Here is a 14,371-nt window from a genome sequence, read left to right as displayed (position 1 = left end):
CAAGGGTTACTTCTCCGGCGTTACTTCTCCGGCGTTACTTCTCTTCCGCCGCCTCGGTGGGCGCTTCGGCGGGCGCCACCGTGGGGCGCAGCCAGAGCCAGCCGAGGAAGAAGAGCCCGAGCGCCAGCATGGCCAGGCCCGTCCACAGGTTGATGCTGATGCCCTCCGCCTTCTTCAGGTCGGCGTCGGACGGTGAGATTCCGGCGATCGTCACGATGATCCCGTAGACGACGAACAGACCACCGATGATCCGCCGGATGTCGAAGAGGCGAGCCGCCGTGGCGGACTTGGCCTCCAGCTCGGAGACTTCGCGTCGCAGTTCAGACATGTTCTTCCAGACCTCCGATCGGGGTTAGAGCGAGTACGGCAGGTAGCAGAGCGCGGCGAGCACGATCGCTCCCCAGCCGAGCAGCGCGGGCTTGCGGTACCAGGCGTCGTCGCCCTCGGCGGGCGGCTCCTCCAGGCCGGGCGACGCCGTCCCGTAGACCAGACCGGCCAGTTCGGCCTCCGGCTTGGGCGCGGTGAAGAGCGTGACCACGACCATCACCACGGCTCCGGCCACGAAGCCGACGATCGCCGAGACGAAGTTGGCGCCCTGGTCGGTCGGGATGTCGATGACGCCCTGCTTGTAGATGTAGAAGTAGTTGACCATCGCGGCGGTCGTGCCCGCGAGCAGGCCCCACACGCCGGACTTCATCGAGGCCCGCTTCCAGAACATGCCGATGATGAAGACCACGAACATCGGGACGTTGAAGAAGGAGAACAGCGTCTGGAGGTACCCCATGATGTTCGAGAACGACGAGGCGATGAAGGCCGTTCCGACGGAGGCGAGGACACCGATGGCGGTGATCACGCGGCCGAACTTCAGGTAGTAGCCGTCCTCGCGGTCCTTGACCACGTACTTCGCCCAGATGTCGTACGTGAAGACGGTGTTGAAGGACGACACGTTCGCCGCCATGCCCGCCATGAACGCCGCGAGCAGACCGGTCACCGCGATGCCGAGCACGCCGTTGGGCAGCAGCTCCTGCATCAGGTAGGGGATCGCGTCGTTGTACGTCAGGTCCGAACCGGCGGTGCCGATCTTCGGGACGAGTACGGCCGCGACCAGGCCCGGGATCATCACCAGGAAGACGATGAAGATCTTCGGGAAGGCGGCGATCAGCGGCGTGCGCTGGGCGGCGGAGAGGTTCTTCGCGGACAGGGCGCGCTGCACCTCGGCGAAGTTGGTCGTCCAGTAGCCGAAGGAGAGCACGAAGCCGAGGCCGAGGATGATCGTCAGCCAGTTCGCGCCCAGCGGGTTGGCGTCACCGATGCCGGTGCCGCCCCACGCGCTCATGAAGTCCGCGCCGTGCGACTTCTCGATCGAGCCGGACAGACCGTCCCAGCCGCCGACCTTCTTCAGGCCGATGACGCAGATCGGGATGAGCGCGGCCAGGATCACGAAGAACTGGAGCACTTCGTTGTAGATCGCCGAGGAGAGCCCGCCGATCGTGATGTACGCGAGGACGAAGAAGCCGGCGACCACGATCGCCACCCACTGCGGCCAGCCGAGCAGTGCCTCGACGACGATCGACAGGGCGTAGAGGTTCACGCCCGCGATGAGGATCGCGGCGAACGCGAAGAGCACCGAGCTCAGCAGGTGCGCCGACTTGTCGAAGCGCTGGAGCAGGTATTCGGGTACCGAGCGGACCTTGCTGCGGTAGTAGAACGGCATCATCACGAGGCCGAGGAAGACCATCGCGGGGATGGCGCCGATCCAGTACCAGTGGACGACCGCGACACCGTACTGGGCGCCGGTCGCGGCCATGCCCAGGATCTCGGTGGCGCCGAGGTTCGCGGCGACGAACGCGAGGCCGGTGACCCAGGCGGGCAGTGAGCGGCCGGACAGGAAGAAGTCGAGGCTGGTCTTCACGGAGCGCCGGGCGGCGAAGCCGATGCCGAGGACCACGATGAAGTAGATCGCGAGGATCGCGTAGTCGAGGCCGTTGGTGGGCAGCCGAAGCCCCTCGGCCAGGGTCTGTGTGGGGGACTGCATGGGGAACTCGCTTCGTTGCGCGAACTGATCAGACCGGAACCTACGCTCCTCACTTCAATAACTGAAGACTTCTGTTGGTGTTCTTTGTTGGATTGTGATCGGACCCATGGCTCCGACCGCATTGACGCCGCTGTTGCCTTGTGATTTGTTATGTTCGGTTATGTTGGGTGGGTGTTGGTGAGGAGCCCCGGACGTGAAGAAGACCTCGACCCGTCTCGCAGACGGTCGTGAGCTCATCTACTACGACTCGCGCGACGACGCGGTGCGCGACGCCATCGACCGAAGGCCCCTGGACCCCATCGCCACCACGGCGGAGATCCGCAGGGACCCGCTCCTGGGCGACGCGGTCGCCATCGCGTCGCACCGCCAGGGCCGCACCTACCACCCGCCGGCCGACGAATGCCCGCTGTGCCCCTCCGCGGGCGAGCGGCTGAGCGAGGTCCCCGACTCCTCGTACGACGTGGTGGTCTTCGAGAACCGCTTCCCCTCGCTGGCCGGGGACGCCGGACGGTGCGAGGTCGTCTGCTTCACCTCCGACCACGACTCGTCCTTCGCCGACCTCACGGAGGAGCAGGCGGGACTCGTCCTGGAGGCGTGGACCGACCGGACCGCCGAGCTCTCGCACCTGCCCTCCGTGGAGCAGGTGTTCTGCTTCGAGAACCGCGGCGCCGAGATCGGCGTGACCCTGGGCCACCCGCACGGCCAGATCTACGCCTATCCCTTCGTCACCCCGCGCACGTCCCTGATGCTGAGGTCGCTCGCCGCGCACAAGGAGGCGACGGGCCGCAACCTCTTCGACGACGTCGTGGCCGACGAGTCGGCCGCCGAGCGGGTGGTCCTGGAGACCGGGCACTGGGTGGCGTTCGTCCCCCGCGCCGCGCACTGGCCGTACGAGGTGCACCTCTACCCCAAGCGCCGGGTGCCGGACCTGCTCGGGCTCGACGAAGCCGCGCGCACAGAGTTTCCCCAGGTCTATCTGGAACTGTTGAGGCGCTTCGACCGGATCTTCGGCGAAGGTGAGGGCGGGACCGGGGCCCAGGCGCTCACTCCGTACATCGCGGCGTGGCACCAGGCACCGTTCGGCGCGCTCGACGAGCACGAAGGGGTCAATAGGGACGACTTCGCGCTCCACCTCGAGCTTTTCACCATTCGCCGCACTTCGGGCAAGCTGAAGTTCCTCGCGGGTTCCGAATCCGGCATGAGCGTGTTCATCAACGACGTGCCGCCGGAAGCCGCGGCCCAGCGACTGCGAGAGGTAGCGAGTTCATGAGCGGTAAGTACCTGGTCACCGGCGGGGCGGGCTATGTGGGAAGCGTGGTGGCACAGCATCTGATCGAGGCCGGGCACGAGGTGACCGTCCTGGACAACCTCTCCACCGGATTCCGCGAGGGCGTCCCGGCCGGCGCGACGTTCGTCGAGGGCGACATCCGCGATGCCGCCAAGTGGCTGGACTCCTCCTTCGACGCCGTGTTGCATTTCGCCGCCTTCTCGCAGGTCGGCGAGTCCGTCGTGAAGCCCGAGAAGTACTGGGACAACAACGTCGGCGGCACGATGGCGCTGCTCGCCGCGATGCGCGACGCCGGGGTCCGCAGGCTCGTCTTCTCCTCGACGGCGGCGACGTACGGCGAGCCGGTCAGCACCCCCATCACCGAGACCGACCCGACCGCCCCGACCTCCCCGTACGGCGCCTCGAAGCTCGCCGTCGACCACATGATCACCGGTGAGGCCACCGCCCACGGCCTGGCCGCGGTCTCCCTGCGCTACTTCAACGTGGCGGGGGCGTACGGCCAGTACGGCGAGCGGCACGACCCCGAGTCGCACCTGATCCCGCTGGTCCTCCAGGTCGCGCAGGGCCGCCGCGAGGCGATCAACGTCTTCGGCGACGACTACCCGACCCCGGACGGCACCTGCGTCCGCGACTACATCCACGTCGCGGACCTCGCGCAGGCGCACCTCCTGGCGGTCGAGGCGGCCACCCCCGGTGAGCACCTGATCTGCAACCTCGGCAACGGCAACGGCTTCTCCGTGCGCGAGGTCATCGAAACCGTCCGCAAGGTCACCGGACACCCGATCCCCGAGGTCATGGCCCCGCGCCGCGGCGGCGACCCGGCGGTCCTCGTCGCGTCCGCGGCCACCGCGCGGGAACGGCTCGGCTGGAATCCGTCCCGCGCGGACCTCGCGGGCATCGTCGCCGACGCGTGGGCATTCGCCCGGCGTTGACCGGTATCAAGGGGTAACTGATGGACGTAGCGGGACAGTTCGCCGAGTTGTACGGGTACGAGGCGGACGGGGTCTGGTCGGCGCCGGGCCGGGTCAACCTCATCGGCGAGTACACGGACTTCAACGAGGGCTTCGTGATGCCGCTCGCCCTTCCGCACACCGCGGTGGCGGCGGTGGCGCGCCGCACCGACGGCGTGCTGCGGCTGCACTCGGCGGACATCGACGCTCCCGTCGCCGAGCTGCGCGTCGACGAGCTGACACCCCTGTCGAAGTACGGCCAGGGCGGCTGGGCGGCCTACCCGGCGGGCGTGGTGTGGACGCTGCGGGACGCGGGCCACGAGATCTCCGGGGGCGCGGACATCCACCTCGCCTCGACCGTGCCGACGGGGGCGGGCCTGTCCTCGTCGGCCGCCCTGGAGGTCGTCACGGCACTCGCCCTGAACGACCTGTACGAACTGGGCCTGGACCGGCCCGGGTTGGCGGTCCTGGCCCAGCGCGCCGAGAACGCCTTCGTCGGCGTGCCCTGCGGTGTCATGGACCAGATGGCCTCCGCGTGCGCCACCGAGGGCCACGCCCTGCACCTGGACTGCCGGGACCTGACGACACGGCAGGTCCCCTTCGACCTCGCCGCGCACGGCCTGCGGCTGCTCGTCGTCGACACCCGGGTCAAGCACGAGCTGGGCGACGGGGCGTACGCCGAGCGGCGGGCCGGCTGCGAGGAGGGCGCGCGCGTCCTCGGCGTCTCCCACCTGAGGGACGTGCCGTACGCCGAACTCCCCGCCGCCCTGGAGAAGCTGACGGACGAGAAGATCCGCCGCTACGTACGCCACATCGTCTCGGACGACCACCGGGTGGAGCAGGTCATCGGCCTGCTCGACGCGGGGGAGGTCCGGGCGATCGGCCCGGTCCTGACCGAGGGCCACGCCTCGCTCCGCGACGATCTCCGCATCTCCTGCGAGGAGTTGGACCTGGTGGTGTCCACCGCGAACGCGGCCGGGGCGATCGGCTCCCGGATGACGGGCGGCGGCTTCGGCGGCTCGGCGATCGTCCTGGTGGAGGAGGTGGACGCGGAGCCGGTGACGAAGACGATCCTGGAGGCGTTCGCCTCGGCGGGCTTCACGGCCCCGCGGGTGTTCCCGGCGGTCCCGTCGACGGGAGCGCGCCGGGAGAGCTGACTTTCCCCGGCCCCGGCTGATCCAGCCCCCGGCTACCCCAGCCGCTTCGTGAGGGTGAACTCCTTCGCGCCCTCGGGGTAGTCGGGGATCACCGCCACCACTTCGTACCCCTGCCCGCGGTAGAAGCCGGGCGCCTGGAAGTCCCATGTCTCCACACGGGAGTTGAGGCAGTCCCGCTCCTCGCGCGCGATGCGCTCCGCCTCGGCGAGCAGCCGCGCGCCCAGGCCGGCCCCCTGGTGGCGCTCGCTGACCCAGAGGTGGTCCACATGGAGCCAGCGGCCCCAGGTGTGCCCGGCGAGGCCGCCCACCAGGCCCTCCGTGCGCTCCAGCAGCCAGACGGCCAGCGGTATTTCGCGGTCCTGCGGGGTGCCGCGCAGTGCGCGGATCACGGGTGACGCGGCGTTGTTCGCGTCCTGGAGCCCGGCAAGGAGCAGAGCGAACCGGTCTTTGTCGACTCCTGTCTCAATACGAAACATACGGCTCACCATAAACGCGCTGGCCAGTCAGTTCTGTAAATTACCTTCCGCTCCTGCCGTGCGGCCCTACTCTGAGTGGCAGTGCCGGTGGGGGCCGGCACTGATCAGGGGGCGAGACAGTCGGGTACGACACCCGGCGTGGGGGTAGTGGTCCAGCCCGGCGGCGGCCGGGCGACTGCGGCGACCCCCGCTCCGAGTGTCGTGCCCGCACCGTACGTCCTCCGACGTCTTTTCGACGGGGACATCCCCTGCTCTCCGAGGAGAGCTTGGGGAAGGGGGTTTCAGTGGTTCGTATCCGAGTCCTGGTCGTCGACGACCATCGCATCTTCGCCGAGTCGCTCGCAGCGGCCCTGGCGGCGGAACCCGACGTGGACGTGTCCGCGGCGGGCAGCGGTCCGGCCGCGCTGCGCTGCCTGGAGCGGGCGATAGCCGAGGGGCGCAGATACGACGTGCTGCTCGTCGACGCCGATCTGGGCGCCTCCGCGAGCGCCGTGCAGGGCGTGCGCCCCGCACCTTCGGTGCAGGAGGGCAACGCGGACGGTCTGGTGGACGGCATCTCCCTGGTGGCCGGGGTCCGTTCGGGCCAGCCGATGGTCCGCACGGTCGTGCTCGCCGAGAAGGACGACCCGCGCAGGGCCGCTCTCGCGCTGCAGGCCGGCGCTTCGGGCTGGGTCGCCAAGGACTGTTCGCTCTCCCGGCTCCTGACGGTCATACGGGGAGTGCTGCGGGAGGAGACCCATCTGCCGCCCGCGCTGCTCACCGGCGTCCTGCGTGAGCTGACCGCCGCGCGCAAGCACCGCACGGAGTCCGAGCGCCTGGTGGAGTCCCTGACGCCGCGCGAGCGCGAGGTGCTGCGCTGCATGGTGGCGGGCCTGGGCAGGAAGGCCGTGGCCGAGCGCCTCTTCCTCTCCCCGCACACGGTGCGTACGCACATGCAGAACGTGCTGGGGAAGCTGGGCGTCCACTCCACGCTCGCGGCCGTCGCGCTGGCGCGCAGGGCAGGGGTCGGGCCGGTCGACCTAGCCGGGGATGTTGTCGAACGGGGCGGTCAACTGGCGTAGCAGCGCGGCCAGTTCGCCACGCTGTCCGCGCGAGAGCTCGGCCAGGATCGCCCGCTCCTGCTTGAGGAGCCCGGCGAGTGCCTGGTCGGCGCGGTCCTGCCCTTCCTCGGTCAGCCGCACGAGCACGCCCCGTCGGTCGCTGGGGTCCGGAAGGCGCTCGACCAGGCCCTTCTTCGCGAGCCGGTCGATGCGGTTGGTCATCGTGCCGGAGGTCACCAGGGTCTGGGTCAGGAGTTGTCCGGGGGAGAGCTGGTAGGGGGCGCCCGCGCGCCGCAGCGACGTCAGTACGTCGAACTCCCACGGCTCCAGATGGTGCTCGGAGAACGCGAGGCGACGGGCCCTGTCGAGATGCCGCGCGAGCCTGCTGACGCGGCTGAGCACCTCGAGTGGTTCCACGTCGAGGTCGGGGCGCTCCCGGCGCCATGCTGCGACCAGACGGTCGACCTCGTCCTCCATGACGATCAGTGTAGGGGGTCTGTCGACATGAAGTCTCTTGACGTCAAGATACTTCGGGGTTCAGGATGGCGATACGACGTCCGTGGCGCCGGTACGAAGCGATGTGACGCCGGTACGAAGGTGACGTGACGCCGGTCCGAAGCGTGCACGAAGTCTGTGCGACGCCGAGGTCCTTACCGCTCGCCCCTTGCCCCTTGCCCCTTGCCCCTTGCCCCTTGGCCCGAGGAGGCCCTCTGATGCCCGCCGCTTCCGGTAGCCCCGCCCCCACCTGGGACCCCGGCCAGTACCTGCGCCACTCCGGCCACCGCGCCCGCCCCTTCGTGGACCTGCTGGCCCGCGTCCCCGAACTGCCCGCCGCCGAAGGGCGTGCGCCGCGCATCGCGGACCTGGGCTGCGGCCCCGGCAACGTGACGCGGCTGCTCGCCGAGCGCTGGCCCACGGCGCACGTCACGGGCTTCGACAACTCCCCGCAGATGCTGGAGCAGGCGGAGCGCCTCGCGGGCCCCACCTCCGGCGGTGGACGCCTGGACTTCGCCGCGGCGGACGCGGCGGACTGGGCGCCGCCCGCGGGAACGTACGACCTGATCCTGTCCAACGCGACGCTGCAATGGGTGCCGGGTCACCCGGACTCCTTCCCCGCCTGGATCGCGGCGCTGGCCCCCGGCGGCACGTTCGCCTTCCAGGTGCCCGGCAACTTCGACGCCCCGAGCCATGTCCTGATGCGGGAGCTGAGCGAGTCGGAGCGCTGGCGCGGCCGGCTCGGCGGCCGGCTCCGCCACGCGGACGCGGTGCTCCCGCCGACGGCCTACCTGGAGCGGCTGGTCTCCCTGGGGTGCGAGGCGGACGTCTGGGAGACGACGTACCTGCACCTGCTGGAGGGGGCGGACCCGGTCCTGGACTGGGTGAAGGGAACGGGCCTGCGGCCTGTGCTCACGGCCCTGGCGGGCGACGAGGGGGCGAGGCGGGAGTTCCTCTCCGAGTACGGGGAGCTGCTGAGGAAGGCGTACCCGGCGGGGCCGGGGGGCAGCACGGTCTTCCCCTTCCGCCGGGTCTTCGGAGTGGCCCGGAGGGAGGTCTGAGCCGGATGCTGACTGGCATCGACCACGTCCAGTTGGCGGCTCCCCCGGGGAGCGAGCCGGAGCTGCGGGCGTTCTACTGCGGGGTGCTGGGCATGACGGAGATCCCGAAGCCGGGGGCGCTGGTGGGGCGGGGCGGGTGCTGGTTCCTGGCGGGGGGCGGGGCCGGGGCGGGGGCCGGGGCTGTGCAGCTCCACCTCGGAATAGAGGTGGACTTCCGCCCGGCGAGGAAGGCGCATCCGGGGCTGCGGGTGCGGGACATCACCGCGTACGCGGAGCGGCTTGCCTCGCGGGGCGCGCCGGTGACGTGGGACGACGCGCTGCCGGGCCACCGCCGCTTCTACACGAACGACCCGGTGGGCAACCGCCTGGAGTTCCTGGAGGGGGCCCCTCCCACTCCACCCTGACCCCCGCTTCGCGGCGGATGCCCCCGCCCACCCACCCGAGCGCCCGGCAGTGCCCGATGCCTTGCGCCCGTCTCGACCTGAACCGCCGCTTCGCGGCGGATGCTTTCCCGCCCACCCACCCGAGCGCCCGGCAGTGCCCGATGCCTTCCGTCCGTCTCGACCTGAACCCCCGCTTCGCGGCGGATGCTTTCCCGCCCACCCACCCGAGCGCCCGGCAGTGCCCGATGCCTTCCGTCCGTCTCGACCTGAACCGCCGCTTCGCGGCGGATGCCCCCACCCACCCACCCATTACCCCGTGGCGTCGGATGCTCAGGGATCACCCCACCAGTCAGCGTGCTCGCTGCGGGGTGATCGGGTGGGTGGGTGGGAGGGAGACATCTGCTGCGAGGCGGCGGTCTCGGAGGGGGCGCCCACGGCAGGGGGCCGGGCGAAGTTCGGCGGTGCAGGGCGCGGGTGCTGCGGGGTGCTCGCCGGGGGACCGCGGGGAGTTCGCCGGAGCTTGTGGGGTGGGCGCCCGCGGGGTTTCGGGCGGGGGCGCCTCCCGGGCACCTGTACCCCGGGGGTCCGAATCCCCGGTGTGCAGGTGTCCGCCCTGGGGCGTCAGCTTTTGCGGTGGCCTATCAGGCGCGGCTTCGGCTCCAGGCCGTCCAGGCCGTGCCAGGCCAGGTTCACCAGGTGCGCCGCCACCTCCGCCTTCTTCGGCTTGCGGACGTCCAGCCACCACTGGCCCGTCAGCGCCACCATGCCCACCAGCGCCTGGGCGTAGAGAGGCGCCAGCTTCTGGTCGAAGCCCCGCGTCTTGAACTCCTGGCCCAGGATGTCCTCCACCTGCGTCGCGATGTCCGAGATCAGGGAAGCGAACGTGCCCGTCGACTGCGCCACCGGCGAGTCGCGGACCAGGATGCGGAAGCCGTCCGTGTACGTCTCGATGTAGTCGAGGAGGGCGAACGCCGCCTGTTCCAGGAGCTCGCGCGGATGGCCCGCCGTCAGCGCTCCCGTCACGCCGTCGAGCAGCGCCCGCATCTCGCGGTCCACCACCACCGCGTACAGACCCTCCTTGCCGCCGAAGTGCTCGTACACGACAGGCTTGGAGACACCGGCCTTCGCCGCGATCTCCTCCACCGACGTGCCCTCGAAGCCCTTGGCGGCGAAGAGCGTGCGCCCGATGTCCAGCAACTGCTCCCGGCGCTCGGCACCCGTCATCCGCGTCCGGCGCGTACGCCGGGGCTGCTTCTCTTTGCTGGCAGAACTGGAATTGCTGGAGTCGGTCGCCACGTCGTCAATCATGCCGGGCCGACGGTGTTCGGCTTCCGGCGGGAGTCGATACGGGACTCCGAGGGCCAGCGCACGTCCGTCGCCCAGCCCAGCTGCTCGCACCAGCGGATGATCCGCGCGGAGGAGTCCACCTGGCCCCGCAGCACACCGTGCCGCGCCGACGTCGGGTCGGCGTGGTGCAGGTTGTGCCAGGACTCGCCGCAGGACAGGACCGCGAGCCACCACACGTTGCCCGAGCGGTCGCGCGACTTGAAGGGGCGCTTGCCCACCGCGTGGCAGATCGAGTTGATCGACCACGTGACGTGGTGGAGGAGAGCCACCCGGACCAGTGAGCCCCAGAAGAACGCCGTGCAGGCGCCCCACCACGACATCGTCACCAGGCCGCCGACCAGCGGCGGAATCGCGAGGGAAACGATTGTCCAGAGCAGGAACTGGCGGGAGACCAGACGGATCGCCGGGTCCTTGATCAGGTCAGGCGCGTACTTCTCCTGCGAGGTCTGCTCCTCGTCGAACATCCAGGCGATGTGCGCCCACCACAGGCCCTTCATCAGGGCAGGGACCGTCTCGCCGAAGCGCCACGGGGAGTGCGGGTCGCCCTCCGCGTCCGAGAACTTGTGGTGCTTGCGGTGGTCCGCCACCCAGCGCACCAGCGGGCCCTCCACCGCCATCGACCCCGCCACGGCCAGCGCGATCCGCAGCGGACGCTTCGCCTTGAAGGAGCCGTGCGTGAAGTAGCGGTGGAATCCGATCGTGATGCCGTGGCAGCCCAGGTAGTACATGAACACCAGCAGGCCGAGGTCCAGCCAGCTCACCCCCCAGCCCCAGACCAACGGCACCGCCGCGACCAGGGCGAGGAACGGGACGATGATGAACAGAAGCAGCGTGATCTGCTCAAGGGAGCGCTTCTGCTCACCGCCCAGCGTCGCGGAGGGGGCCGAAGAAGGCGAGGAGACGTTCGTGGGGGCGTCGGTCGTCGATCGCGAAGCGTCTTCGATCACATCGGTGTCGGAATACGCATCGGAAGATGTGGTCATGGGCACGTCCCCTGTGGGGTCGAGGGTATGAGGGTCACGGCGCGAGTGCGGCGGGCGCACGATCACGGGTCCCGCGTTATCTACGGTCCCGTAACCTACGGCGTCGTAAGTATGGCAGCGCGGAACCCCGCGGCAAGAGGCCGCGAGTCCGTGCCGCGATGTGACACCTATCCTTGGAAACGGTCGGACAGCGCGGTCCGCTCTCTCTAACTCCCCCGGAACGCGGATTCCTATCCGGCCGGGGACCCCCCTCCCAGACCTGACGTGCTTCAACACTGCAAGGAGCCGCACCTGTGAGCAGTGCCGACGACCAGACCACCACAGCCAGCACCGAGCTGCGCGCCGACATCCGCCGCCTCGGCGACCTGCTGGGCGAGACCCTCGTACGTCAAGAGGGCTCAGAGCTCCTCGAACTGGTCGAGAAGGTCCGCAGCCTGACCCGAGAGGACGGCGAGGCCGCCGCCCGCCTGCTCGGTGGCACCGAACTGGAGACCGCGGCCAAGCTGGTCCGCGCCTTCTCCACGTACTTCCACCTGGCGAACGTGACCGAGCAGGTCCACCGCGGTCGCGAGCTGCGCGCCCGGCGTGCCGCCGAGGGCGGACTCCTGTCCCGTACCGCGGACCGGCTCAAGGACGCCGACCCCGAGCACCTGCGCCAGACCGTGCAGCACCTGAACGTGCGCCCCGTCTTCACCGCGCACCCCACCGAGGCCGCCCGCCGCTCCGTCCTCAACAAGCTGCGCCGCATCGCCGAGCTCCTGGAGACCCCGGTCATCGAGTCCGACCGGCGCCGCCACGACACCCGCCTGGCCGAGAGCATCGACCTGGTGTGGCAGACCGACGAGCTGCGCGTGGTCCGGCCCGAACCCGCGGACGAGGCGCGCAACGCCATCTACTACCTGGACGAGCTGCACGCCGGCGCCGTCGGGGACGTACTCGAAGACCTCACCGCCGAGCTGGAGCGCGTCGGCGTCCAGCTGCCGGAAGGCACCCGGCCGCTCACCTTCGGCACCTGGATCGGCGGCGACCGCGACGGCAACCCGAACGTGACGCCCGCCGTCACCTGGGACGTCCTGATCCTCCAGCACGAGCACGGCATCAACGACGCGCTCCTGCTCGTCGACGAGCTGCGCGGCTTCCTCTCGAACTCCATCCGCTACACCGGAGCCACCGAGGAGCTGAAGTCATCCCTCCAGCTCGACCTGGAGCGGCTGCCCGAGATCAGCCCCCGCTACAAGCGGCTGAACTCCGAGGAGCCCTACCGCCTCAAGGCCACCTGCATCCGGCAGAAGCTGGAGAACACCAAGGAGCGCCTGGCCCGCGGCACCGCCCACGAGGACGGGCGCGACTACCTCGGCACCGGTGAGCTGCTGCACGACCTCACCCTCGTCCAGACGTCGCTGCGCGCGCACAAGGGCGCCCTGTTCGCCGACGGCCGGATGAACCGCACGATCCGTACGCTCGCCGCGTTCGGTCTGCAGCTGGCCACCATGGACGTACGGGAGCACGCCGACGCCCACCACCACGCGCTCGGCCAGCTCTTCGACCGCCTGGGCGAGGAGTCCTGGCGGTACGTGGACATGCCGCGCGAGTACCGGCAGAAGCTGCTCGCCAAGGAGCTGCGCTCGCGCAGGCCGCTCGGTCCCTCCCCGGCTCCGCTGGACGCCGCGGGGGAGAAGACCCTCGGGGTCTTCCTCACCGTCAAGAAGGCCCTGGAGGTCTTCGGGCCCGAGGTCATCGAGTCCTACATCATCTCCATGTGCCAGGGCGCGGACGACGTCTTCGCGGCGGCCGTCCTGGCCCGCGAGGCCGGGCTCATCGACCTGCACGCCGGCTGGGCGAAGATCGGCATCGTGCCGCTCCTGGAGACGACGGACGAGCTGCGCGCCGCCGACGTCATCCTCGACGAGATGCTCGCCGACCCGTCCTACCGCAAGCTGGTCGCGCTTCGGGGCGACGTCCAGGAGGTCATGCTCGGCTACTCGGACTCCTCCAAGTTCGGCGGCATCACCACCTCGCAGTGGGAGATCCACCGCGCCCAGCGCAGGCTGCGTGACGTCGCGCACCGCTACGGCGTGCGCCTTCGCCTCTTCCACGGCCGCGGCGGCACCGTCGGCCGCGGCGGCGGCCCCTCGCACGACGCGATCCTCGCGCAGCCGTGGGGCACCCTCGAGGGCGAGATCAAGGTGACCGAGCAGGGCGAGGTCATCTCCGACAAGTACCTCGTGCCCTCGCTGGCCCGGGAGAACCTGGAGCTGACGGTCGCGGCGACGCTGCAGGCCTCGGCCCTGCACACCTCTCCCCGCCAGTCGGACGAGGCGCTCGCCCGCTGGGACGCGGCGATGGACGTCGTCTCGGACGCCGCGCACTCCGCGTACCGCAAGCTGGTCGAGGACCCGGACCTGCCGACGTACTTCCTCGCGTCGACGCCCGTCGACCAGCTCGCCGACCTGCACCTCGGCTCCCGGCCGTCGCGCCGCCCCGGCTCGGGCGTCTCGCTCGACGGCCTGCGCGCCATCCCCTGGGTCTTCGGCTGGACGCAGTCGCGGCAGATCGTGCCGGGCTGGTTCGGCGTCGGCTCGGGCCTGAAGGCGCTGCGCGAGGCCGGTCTGGACACCGTGCTCGGCGAGATGCAGGAGCACTGGCACTTCTTCCGGAACTTCATCTCGAACGTGGAGATGACCCTGGCCAAGACGGACCTGCGGATCGCCCGGCACTACGTGGACACGCTCGTCCCCGACGAGCTGAAGCACGTCTTCGACGTGATCGAGGCGGAGCACGCGCTGACGGTGCAGGAGGTCCTGCGCGTCACCGGCGGCGAGCAACTGCTCGACTCCCACCCGGAGCTCCAGCAGACGTTCGGCATCCGGGACGCGTACCTGGACCCGATCTCCTACCTCCAGGTCGCGCTTCTCAAGCGCCAGCGCGACGCGGCCGCGGCGGGCGAGGAGGCGGACCCGCTCCTCGGCCGCGCGCTGCTCCTCACCGTGAACGGTGTCGCGGCGGGCCTGCGCAACACCGGCTGACGCACGTGCGGGCGGGGGGGGCGGGCCCCCGCCGCCCCCCCCCCCCGCCGGGGAGGGGGGAAAGCCAGCGGGGCGCAGGGCGCCGGCACGGGGGCGCCGCCCCCCCCCCCCCGGCCCCCGGCCGGACCCG

General features: G+C 70.4%; 13 protein-coding genes. 7 read left to right on the top strand and 6 right to left on the bottom strand.

Annotated elements, in window-relative coordinates; genetic code table 11:
* Positions 1–34: 34 nt before the first annotated feature.
* Both ACIGXX_RS32715 and ACIGXX_RS32710 read right to left on the bottom strand, forming a co-directional pair.
* On the bottom strand, positions 35–328 hold the full coding sequence (locus ACIGXX_RS32715; RefSeq protein ID WP_351162944.1) for a hypothetical protein: 294 nt from the start codon (positions 326–328) through the stop codon (positions 35–37).
* A gap of 24 nt (positions 329–352) precedes the next feature.
* Positions 353–2,035, bottom strand: a complete 1,683-nt coding sequence (locus ACIGXX_RS32710) for a sodium:solute symporter family protein (RefSeq protein ID WP_351162947.1) — start codon at positions 2,033–2,035, stop codon at positions 353–355.
* A 193-nt stretch (positions 2,036–2,228) separates the two neighbouring features.
* Here ACIGXX_RS32710 and galT point away from each other — a divergent pair, with 193 nt between their 5' ends.
* The 3 genes from galT to galK are packed head-to-tail and all read left to right on the top strand — an operon-like array spanning position 2,229 to position 5,430.
* Positions 2,229–3,305 (top strand): galactose-1-phosphate uridylyltransferase, encoded by a 1,077-nt coding sequence (gene galT / locus ACIGXX_RS32705; RefSeq protein ID WP_351162949.1) that lies wholly within the window; start codon positions 2,229–2,231, stop codon positions 3,303–3,305.
* On the top strand, positions 3,302–4,255 hold the full coding sequence (gene galE, locus ACIGXX_RS32700; RefSeq protein WP_351162952.1) for a UDP-glucose 4-epimerase GalE: 954 nt from the start codon (positions 3,302–3,304) through the stop codon (positions 4,253–4,255). The genes galT and galE overlap by 4 nt, the downstream gene beginning before the upstream one ends.
* 20 nt (positions 4,256–4,275) lie before the next feature.
* Complete coding sequence (gene galK, locus ACIGXX_RS32695) at positions 4,276–5,430, top strand: galactokinase (RefSeq protein WP_399981087.1); 1,155 nt, start codon at positions 4,276–4,278, stop codon at positions 5,428–5,430.
* A 32-nt stretch (positions 5,431–5,462) separates the two neighbouring features.
* Here galK and ACIGXX_RS32690 read toward each other — a convergent pair whose 3' ends face one another.
* Positions 5,463–5,918, bottom strand: coding sequence for a GNAT family N-acetyltransferase (locus tag ACIGXX_RS32690; RefSeq protein WP_351162957.1), 456 nt, complete (start codon positions 5,916–5,918; stop codon positions 5,463–5,465).
* A gap of 272 nt (positions 5,919–6,190) precedes the next feature.
* Here ACIGXX_RS32690 and ACIGXX_RS32685 point away from each other — a divergent pair, with 272 nt between their 5' ends.
* Entirely contained in the window at positions 6,191–6,967 is a 777-nt protein-coding gene (locus tag ACIGXX_RS32685) for a response regulator transcription factor (RefSeq protein WP_160505515.1), read from the top strand.
* On the opposite strand, the gene ACIGXX_RS32680 is transcribed toward ACIGXX_RS32685, so the two are convergent.
* Positions 6,926–7,423, bottom strand: coding sequence for a MarR family transcriptional regulator (locus ACIGXX_RS32680; RefSeq protein WP_351162962.1), 498 nt, complete (start codon positions 7,421–7,423; stop codon positions 6,926–6,928). The two genes, ACIGXX_RS32685 and ACIGXX_RS32680, sit on opposite strands and share 42 nt — an antisense overlap.
* Before the next feature lie 236 nt (positions 7,424–7,659).
* Between ACIGXX_RS32680 and ACIGXX_RS32675 the strand changes: the two genes are divergently transcribed.
* Both ACIGXX_RS32675 and ACIGXX_RS32670 read left to right on the top strand, forming a co-directional pair.
* Positions 7,660–8,502, top strand: coding sequence for a trans-aconitate 2-methyltransferase (locus tag ACIGXX_RS32675; protein ID WP_383819282.1), 843 nt, complete (start codon positions 7,660–7,662; stop codon positions 8,500–8,502).
* Between the two features lie 5 nt (positions 8,503–8,507).
* Positions 8,508–8,906, top strand: a complete 399-nt coding sequence (locus ACIGXX_RS32670; RefSeq protein ID WP_399981081.1) for a VOC family protein — start codon at positions 8,508–8,510, stop codon at positions 8,904–8,906.
* A gap of 600 nt (positions 8,907–9,506) precedes the next feature.
* On the opposite strand, the gene ACIGXX_RS32665 is transcribed toward ACIGXX_RS32670, so the two are convergent.
* Both ACIGXX_RS32665 and ACIGXX_RS32660 read right to left on the bottom strand, forming a co-directional pair.
* Entirely contained in the window at positions 9,507–10,193 is a 687-nt protein-coding gene (locus ACIGXX_RS32665; RefSeq protein ID WP_351162969.1) for a TetR/AcrR family transcriptional regulator, read from the bottom strand.
* A complete protein-coding gene (locus ACIGXX_RS32660) occupies positions 10,190–11,215 on the bottom strand; it encodes a fatty acid desaturase (protein ID WP_351162971.1) in 1,026 nt (341 codons plus the stop codon). Before ACIGXX_RS32660 ends, ACIGXX_RS32665 begins: the two co-directional genes overlap by 4 nt.
* Before the next feature lie 293 nt (positions 11,216–11,508).
* Between ACIGXX_RS32660 and ppc the strand changes: the two genes are divergently transcribed.
* Positions 11,509–14,241, top strand: coding sequence for a phosphoenolpyruvate carboxylase (gene ppc, locus ACIGXX_RS32655; RefSeq protein ID WP_351162973.1), 2,733 nt, complete (start codon positions 11,509–11,511; stop codon positions 14,239–14,241).
* Positions 14,242–14,371 lie beyond the last annotated feature (130 nt).

The sequence above is a fragment of the Streptomyces sp. NPDC055243 genome (assembly GCF_044544025.1).
Lineage (GTDB): Bacteria > Actinomycetota > Actinomycetes > Streptomycetales > Streptomycetaceae > Streptomyces.
Note: the sequence above shows the minus strand (reverse complement) of the source record. Positions and strands in the feature narration are given on the sequence as shown.

Coding starts and splice junctions, on each gene's coding strand:
- ACIGXX_RS32665 (WP_351162969.1), bottom strand. CDS start 10,193: ATGATTGACGACGTGGCGACCGACTCCAGCAATTCCAGTTCTGCCAGC.
- ACIGXX_RS32710 (WP_351162947.1), bottom strand. CDS start 2,035: ATGCAGTCCCCCACACAGACCCTGGCCGAGGGGCTTCGGCTGCCCACC.
- ACIGXX_RS32690 (WP_351162957.1), bottom strand. CDS start 5,918: ATGGTGAGCCGTATGTTTCGTATTGAGACAGGAGTCGACAAAGACCGG.
- galE (WP_351162952.1), top strand. CDS start 3,302: ATGAGCGGTAAGTACCTGGTCACCGGCGGGGCGGGCTATGTGGGAAGC.
- ACIGXX_RS32660 (WP_351162971.1), bottom strand. CDS start 11,215: ATGACCACATCTTCCGATGCGTATTCCGACACCGATGTGATCGAAGAC.
- ACIGXX_RS32715 (WP_351162944.1), bottom strand. CDS start 328: ATGTCTGAACTGCGACGCGAAGTCTCCGAGCTGGAGGCCAAGTCCGCC.
- ACIGXX_RS32680 (WP_351162962.1), bottom strand. CDS start 7,423: ATGGAGGACGAGGTCGACCGTCTGGTCGCAGCATGGCGCCGGGAGCGC.
- ACIGXX_RS32670 (WP_399981081.1), top strand. CDS start 8,508: ATGCTGACTGGCATCGACCACGTCCAGTTGGCGGCTCCCCCGGGGAGC.
- ACIGXX_RS32675 (WP_383819282.1), top strand. CDS start 7,660: ATGCCCGCCGCTTCCGGTAGCCCCGCCCCCACCTGGGACCCCGGCCAG.
- galK (WP_399981087.1), top strand. CDS start 4,276: ATGGACGTAGCGGGACAGTTCGCCGAGTTGTACGGGTACGAGGCGGAC.